Raw genomic sequence first — 5,749 nt, forward strand, 5'->3', positions numbered from 1 at the left:
TTTAAAGATTTTTTAATTTAAGAATAGTGAGTTAAACTATCAAACAAAATTATTACTTTTTTGGAAATCTGTAACTTCCATAGCAATTGGAAAATATTTAAAATAACCTTAGTGCTTTCATTTAGTTAAAGAAAACCAAAAACACAAAATTAAAAAAGTGAATGTTTATATTTGATTTCTCGTCTAATTTCGAGTACAATTCAAAGACTATGCAATGCTAAAAACTATTACTTCACTACTATTTATTTGTTTAATTTCAATAAATTGTTTCGCACAACAACCTACTAAACCAAATGCCTCGCAAATATACCAATCTCTAGAAAAATTAAATTTCTTAGGATCTGTTTTATATGTAGCAGCACATCCTGACGACGAAAATACACGTCTAATTTCTTATATGGCAAACCATGTTAAAGCTCGCACTGCTTATTTGTCTTTAACGCGTGGAGATGGAGGGCAAAACCTTATTGGGCCTGAAATTAGAGAACTATTAGGTGTTATTAGAACACAAGAATTATTAACTGCAAGGCAAATTGATGGTGGAGAACAACGTTTTACAAGAGCTAATGATTTTGGTTATTCTAAACATCCTGATGAAACTTTAGCAATTTGGAATAAAGAAGAAGTGCTTAGCGATGTTGTATTGGCAATACGTCAATTTAAACCAGATGTAATAATTAATCGATTCGATCATAGAAGTCCAGGTTCTACACATGGTCATCATACAAGTTCTGCAATGCTAAGTTTTGAAGCTTTTGATATTGCAAATGATAAAAACAGATATCCTAATCAAGTAAAACAATACGGAACATGGCAACCAAAGCGTGAGTTTTTTAATACCTCTTGGTGGTTTTATGGAAGTCGTGAAAAATTTGATGCAGCAGATAAATCTAATTTATTAAATTTTGATATTGGTGAATACTATCCTAGTTCAGGCTTAAGTAATACAGAAATTGCTGCTTTAAGCAGGAGTCAACATAAATCTCAAGGGTTTGGTAATACTGGTACTCGTGGTTCTCAAATAGAATATATAGAATTAATTAAAGGGGAATTACCAACAGATAAAAGCAATATTTTTGATGGAATAGATACGTCTTGGAATCGAGTTAAAGTTGGAAAAGTTATTGGTGGAATCTTAGAAAAAGCACAAAAGGATTTCAATTTCACAAATCCTTCTGCCTCTATTCCAGAATTAGTTAAAGCTTATAATTTAATTCAGAATTTAGAAGACTATCATTGGAAAGCTATTAAAACTAAAGAGATAAAAGAAATTATTTATGCTTGTAGTGGATTATATTTAGAAGCAGTTTCAGAATCTAGAACTGCTGTAACTTTAGATGACGAAGCTAAATTAAATATAGAAATAATAAACAGAAGTAATTCTAATATTAGTTTAGAAAGTCTAACAATGCCATATGAATCTGATATTAGAAAAGGTTTAAACTTAATTAAAAACAAACCTCTTAAAATTGAAGATGTTGTTTTAATTAATAAATCTATAGACACTGAGGCTCCATTGACTACTCCTTATTGGTTAACCGAAAAAGGGACCTTAGGAATGTATTCTGTAAAAGATAAATCATTGATAGGTTTACCAGAAACACCTCGTTATTTAAATGTAACTTTCCACCTTAACATCGAAGGCTCTCCAATTTCATATACAAAACCAATTATCTATAAAACCAACGATCCTGTAAAAGGCGAAGTTTATAAACCTTTTGAGATTATTCCTGAAGCATCTGCAAAAATATCTGAAAAAGTAATCATTTTTGAAAACGAAGAACAAAAAGAAATTCCTGTAATTGTAAAAGCTGGGCGTGATAATCTAGAAGGCTCTATAACATTAGATTACCCGAATGATTGGAGTGTTTTCCCAAAACAACAAAAAATTAATATTGAACATAAAGGTCAAGAACAAACAATTATTTTTACGATTATTCCGCCTAAAAATCAAAGTGAAGGCACATTGTCTCCTATTATAACTATTGGTAATTCTAAATATACCAAAGAGTTAATTGAAATAGATTACGATCATATACCATTTCAAACCGTTTTATTGCCAAGCGAAAGTAGAATTGTACGTTTAGATATTAAAAAACGTGGAGAAAACATTGCCTACATAGAAGGTGCTGGTGATGTGGTTCCAGAAAGCTTAAAACAGATAGGTTACAATGTAATTACTATAAAACCAAAAGATATTACAGCAGAAAACTTAAACAAATTTGATGTTGTAGTAGTTGGAATTAGAGCTTATAATACAGTTGAAGCACTAAATTTTAAACAAGATATTTTATTCAATTTTGTAGAAAATGGCGGAAATATGATTGTTCAATACAATACAAGTCATCGTGTTAAAGTAGATAATATAGCACCTTATCCATTAACATTATCTAGAGATCGAGTTACAGACGAGTTTGCAGAAGTTACTTTTTTAAATGCAAAACATGAAGTACTAAATAGTCCTAATAAAATAACACAAGAAGATTTTGAAGGTTGGACACAAGAACGCGGTTTATACTTCCCAAACGAATGGTCTAAAGAGTTCACTCCTATTCTATCTATGAATGATAAAGGAGAAACACCAAAACTGGGAAGTTTACTAGTTGCAAAACATGGTAGAGGTTATTACATTTATACAGGATTAAGTTTCTTTAGAGAATTTCCAGCTGGAGTTTCTGGAGCTTATAGACTTTTTGCTAATATGTTAAGTATTGGAAAAAATGAAATACCTAACCCACTAGAAATTAAGAATTAAATGAAAATACTTTTTTTTAATATTTTATTTTTTTGTTGCTTATTTTCTTATGCTCAAACATCTAATATTGTTGTAAATAGCAAAAGTAATACACCTATTTCTTACGTTAACATTTGGGTTGAAGGAGAAAATATTGGTACTACTACTAAAAAATATGGCTACTTTAATTTAGATAAAACAAGTAATAATCTAGTACTATATGCAGTTGGTTATAAAACAAAAAAAATTAATGTTTTAAATATAAAACACACTATTTCTTTAGATCCTGAAGTAATAAATTTAGAGAAAAAAGACACTAAAAAAAGAAATAAAAAATTAGTAGAAGTTGATTTTATTTTTTCTAAAATCAACTTCTTTTATGGTTCTGGTGAAACGCCATGGATGAGAGGAAAGTATTTTCGTTACTTTAAAAAATACAAAAACACACCTTTTATAAAATCGTTTAAAATTTACACACGTAGCAATCTCGATAGTGCAAAGTTTAATATTCGAATTTATAAAAAAACAAATAATTTTGAGTTGCAAGTTTTACTGTACAATAAAAATATTATTGGTATTGCTAAAAAAGGAAACAGGCTTACAGAAGTAGATTTATGAGATTTAAATATAAGTTTTCCTGAAGAGGGTGTTTTTATTGTATTCGAATGGCTAATTATAGAGTCTAACAAAAAAAATATACAATACACTTTTCACCAAAACAGGAGAAAAAAAAGAATTGTCTAGTTATGGTCCTTTGTTAGGTGCACTACCAGTTATAGATAATAAAAACAGTATGATTTATAGAGAAGGACAATGGAAGAAACCTTTAAAAACACCAAAAAATGCAGCTAAAAATTATAGAAATAAACATAGTATTTTAGCAATGGAATTAACCTTAACAGATTAATAATTTTAGAGTATGGATAAGCAACCAAAATACAAATGGAATAGACTTTACACATTAATATTAGTAGCAAATACAGCCTATATTGTTGCTTTTTATTTCATAACAAAAGCGTTTTAAGATATGCAAACTTTAGATTGGGTTGTTTTAATAGGAACGTTACTAGCTATAGTAATTTATGGTACTATTCAAACCAGAGGTAGTAGTAATGTTGAAGATTACTTAAAAGGAGGAAATAATTCTAAATGGTGGACTATAGGACTATCTGTAATGGCCACACAAGCCAGTGCAATTACTTTTCTCTCTACTCCTGGACAAGCGTTTAATGATGGTATGGGCTTTGTACAGTTTTACTTTGGATTACCAATTGCCATGATTGTTATTTGTATGGTATTTATACCATTATATCATCGCTTAAAAGTCTATACAGCATACGAGTTTTTAGAAAATAGATTCGATAGGAAAACTAGAACTTTAACAGCCATTCTGTTTCTTATTCAACGTGGCTTAGCTGCTGGAATAACCATCTTCGCTCCTGCAATTATATTATCTGCTGTTTTAGGTTGGAATTTATTATTGCTTAACATAATTATAGGTGTTTTAGTTATTATTTATACCGTATCTGGTGGAACCAAGGCTGTGAATGTGACACAAAAGCATCAAATGATAGTTATTTTCACAGGAATGATAATTGCGTTCGTTTTAATTTTAAACAAATTACCAGAAGACATTTCTTTTGCAAAAGCCGTCGAAATAGCTGGTGCAAGTGGAAAAATGGAAGTATTAGATTTCTCTTTCAATTTAAATAACCGCTACACCTTTTGGAGTGGAATTATAGGTGGTACCTTTTTAATGCTATCTTATTTTGGTACAGATCAAAGCCAAGTGCAACGTTATTTATCTGGCAAATCTGTTAAAGAAATGCAATTAGGTCTTATGTTTAACGGACTTTTAAAAGTACCAATGCAATTTTTTATTTTATTTGTAGGAGTAATGGTTTTTGTTTTTTATCAATTTAACCAAGCACCTGTAAATTTTAATCCTACAGCTACTGAAGTCGTCTTAGATTCTAAATATGCTGAAGAATATAAAACCATTCAACAAGAGCAAAAAGTACTTTTCGAAAATAAAAAGACCACAATTAATGCTTTTGCATTAACAGAGAGTGATTTCAAAGTATCAGATATTGCTGCTTTTAATGAAGCGAATGATTTGCTTAGACAGAAAGGTAGAGATCTTATTGAAAGAGCTGGAGAAGCCAAAAACATAAAAGTAGAAAGCAACGATAAAGATTATGTTTTTATTCATTTTATATTAAACAATTTACCAAGAGGTTTAATTGGTTTATTGTTAGCAGTAATTTTAAGTGCAGCAATGTCTAGTACTGCAAGCGAATTAAATGCCTTGGCAAGCACAACAACAATAGATTTGTATAAACATCGTGTAGGCAATAAAACAGAAGCACAAATGTTAAGTGTTTCTAGGTGGTTTACATTACTTTGGGGAATTCTGGCTATTGGAATTGCCTGTGTTGCTAATTTAGCCGAAAATTTAATACAGTTAGTAAATATTATTGGATCTGTATTTTATGGTAATGTTTTAGGTATCTTTTTATTAGCTTTTTTCTTTAAGCACGTAAGAGCTAATGCTGTTTTTGTAGCTGCTTTTATAACACAGTTTATAATAATAATACTTTTCGCTTTAGATTATTTCGAATTTATAAACCTGCCTTTTTTATGGCTAAATTTTGTTGGTTGTTTCTTAGCTATTATTGTAGCAATGCTTTTAGACTTTAAACAAATATCTAAAAACAACAAGTATATACTTGTTTCGCTTATTGCTATATTAGGTGTTTTTGGATATCTTATTTTAGAGAATTCTAACTTAATTTAAATGTTTTTTATTTAATTAAGAATTAATACAATTATTAATATGAAGTATAAATACATTTATTTAGTGATAGCAATTTTGGGTATCGTTTATACCTGGTATTTTAATATTCAATTTTATCAAACGGTTCAAGATACTTCAATAGCAAATTTTATTGCACTAACAAAAACAACGTTACCTGCAAAATCAATAACAGCTGATATAACTCTTGTTTTAATAGC

General features: G+C 29.3%; 4 protein-coding genes. All 4 read left to right on the plus strand.

Annotated features, from left to right (window positions below; all coding sequences use genetic code 11):
• Nucleotides 1-214: 214 nt before the first annotated feature.
• The 4 genes from QNK89_RS10380 (at nt 215) to QNK89_RS10395 (ending at nt 5,531) form a co-directional block, all read left to right on the plus strand.
• Nucleotides 215-2,755, plus strand: a complete 2,541-nt coding sequence (locus tag QNK89_RS10380; protein WP_340170973.1) for a PIG-L family deacetylase — start codon at nt 215-217, stop codon at nt 2,753-2,755.
• On the plus strand, nt 2,756-3,352 hold the full coding sequence (locus tag QNK89_RS10385; RefSeq protein WP_340170974.1) for a carboxypeptidase-like regulatory domain-containing protein: 597 nt from the start codon (nt 2,756-2,758) through the stop codon (nt 3,350-3,352).
• 118 nt (nt 3,353-3,470) lie between these two features.
• The gene (locus QNK89_RS10390) at nt 3,471-3,641 is read left to right on the plus strand and encodes a hypothetical protein (RefSeq protein ID WP_340170975.1); all 171 of its coding nucleotides are present in this window, start codon (nt 3,471-3,473) and stop codon (nt 3,639-3,641) included.
• Nucleotides 3,642-3,761: 120 nt separating this feature from the next.
• Nucleotides 3,762-5,531 carry a sodium:solute symporter gene (locus QNK89_RS10395; RefSeq protein ID WP_340170976.1) on the plus strand — a complete coding sequence of 590 codons (1,770 nt, stop codon included), beginning with the start codon at nt 3,762-3,764 and terminating at the stop codon, nt 5,529-5,531.
• The last annotated feature ends 218 nt before the right edge of the window (nt 5,532-5,749 follow it).

Origin of the sequence: Lacinutrix sp. (genome assembly GCF_037625555.1) — a bacterium.
Taxonomy (GTDB): domain Bacteria; phylum Bacteroidota; class Bacteroidia; order Flavobacteriales; family Flavobacteriaceae; genus Lacinutrix.

Bases quoted from the DNA above. Each gene is read 5' to 3' on its own strand.
- QNK89_RS10380 (WP_340170973.1), top strand. From the start codon at position 215: ATGCTAAAAACTATTACTTCACTACTATTTATTTGTTTAATTTCAATA.
- QNK89_RS10385 (WP_340170974.1), top strand. From the start codon at position 2,756: ATGAAAATACTTTTTTTTAATATTTTATTTTTTTGTTGCTTATTTTCT.
- QNK89_RS10395 (WP_340170976.1), top strand. From the start codon at position 3,762: ATGCAAACTTTAGATTGGGTTGTTTTAATAGGAACGTTACTAGCTATA.